Annotated in this window: 1 protein-coding gene and 1 pseudogene; both read right to left on the bottom strand. The window is 33.3% G+C overall.

Features of this window, described 5'->3' with window-relative positions:
* Positions 1–342, bottom strand: a pseudogene (locus AC1DIT_RS28030) (hypothetical protein); the annotation flags it as partial.
* 155 nt (positions 343–497) lie between these two features.
* Complete coding sequence (locus tag AC1DIT_RS28025) at positions 498–1,397, bottom strand: DUF3994 domain-containing protein (RefSeq protein ID WP_016113463.1); 900 nt, start codon at positions 1,395–1,397, stop codon at positions 498–500.
* Between the last annotated feature and the right edge of the window lie 391 nt (positions 1,398–1,788).

Here is a 1,788-nt window from a genome sequence, read left to right as displayed (position 1 = left end):
TATATAAACAAAGACGAAGTCTTGAATCAGACTCCGTCTTTTCAGTGTACAAAGAACTACAGCAATTAGTAGCGATTGCTTAAAGCCTATTTCCAATCTGTAGACCTCTCTATATTTTTTCCAACTTTGCAACAGAACCTGACGACGGATTCTTTTGTCTAATTCAGGACCATACTGATGAACCCAACGCATAATCGTTGTATGAGCAACGATTATGCCACGTTCCGCCATCATTTCCACCAAATCACGAAAGCTCAAGTTGTACCGTAGGTACCATCTTACTGTTTGCAAAATAATATCATGATGATAATGCTTCCACTTGAATAAATTTCGCTTTTCCATACTGATCACGCAMCTTTTTAGAGTAATAGTATCAGTATGTCCAAGATTTAGAGATTACTTGCAATTATCTTGAAGTTTTCGCACCAGAACCTTACAACCTATTGTTTACATTACTTCGTTCTGTTCCAAGCACCTTTATAATCTCTTAACCTATATTATTTACGTTTTTGTACATCTATTCTGTTACCCTTTGCGTCTACCATGTTTAAATAATCATTAAAAAAGATTTCAAGAGTATAGTCTACTGATTCGTGCATTTGACTAGAGTCTACCTTTTGTCCGTCTTTTACATACTCCCCAATAGTCATTGTGAATTGTTTTGAGTCTGGTTTGTAAGACCATTTACCTGTCATATGRTTRTCTTCGAATGATGTTTTACCTTTATCATCGAAAATCGTATATGTACCATCTTCCTTAAAGTCTATTGCCTTAACGAATTCAGAACCTTCAAAATGACCCCATTCTCCTACAAACTCTTTAGCGTATTTAGGGAATTCGGAGTTCTTAGTAGACTCTTGTTGTTTTAGTCTCTTTTCTCCTCTATCGGCTATATAATCAGAAAGAGGTGTGTACCCTTCTTTTAAGTAGTCATTACCTTTTAGTACTAAGTCTTTTGACTTCTGTGTCTTTTCTTTTGTTATAGAGTTACTTTTTGCTGACTTAACTATGAGTGTAAATGATTCACTATAACAGTCTACTCCTTTTAAGATTGTCTCATGTTCTTTCTCAAACTCTTTGGGTGGTTCAATTTTATGGAACTTAGTGATTATTTCTTGTATTTCAGTCTCTTTTGCATATAGTTCTTTATTCAACTTTAGAATGTCATTGCTCTTATCTTTAGTTTGAGCCGCTATTTGCATAAATTTATTAAGTTCTAATTCTAAGTCACTTCGTATCTTATACATATGGTCTGGATATTTGTCCTTTTCTATCTTTTCCTTTGTTACTGCTTTTTCTTCTACTTTATCCTTTGTTTTCGTCTCTGCTTTATCTGTAGCACAACCTCCTAATAACATGATTGGAAGTGCTAACGTTATAAGTCTCTTTGCTTTCATTATGTATACTCCTTTTTTTCGTATTTTCATTTAATGAAAAGTAATTATCCAAATAAAATAAAAGAACTTGTAGCAGGCCCCGCTACAAGCTCTTTTAGCTAAATATTTTAGCTCATCAAAACAAAATATACATTCTACACAATCGAGGTAATTCCTAAAATATGGTTTGTTAACATCATTATATAACATAATTATGAATTTTTGTTAAAAATTCTATATTCTTAGATAAATTGCACTCCACTTTCTTACTTGTTTTGGTTCTGTTGCAAAGTTGGAAAAAATATAGAGAGGTCTACAGATTGGAAATAGGCTTTAAGCAATCGCTACTAATTGCTGTAGTTCTTTGTACACTGAAAAGACGGAGTCTGATTCAAGACTTCGTAGACTTCGT

The organism is Bacillus sp. 05T22 (genome assembly GCF_056396765.1).
The sequence above is the reverse complement of the archived record's forward strand: the minus strand, read 5'-3'. Positions and strand labels throughout refer to the sequence as shown.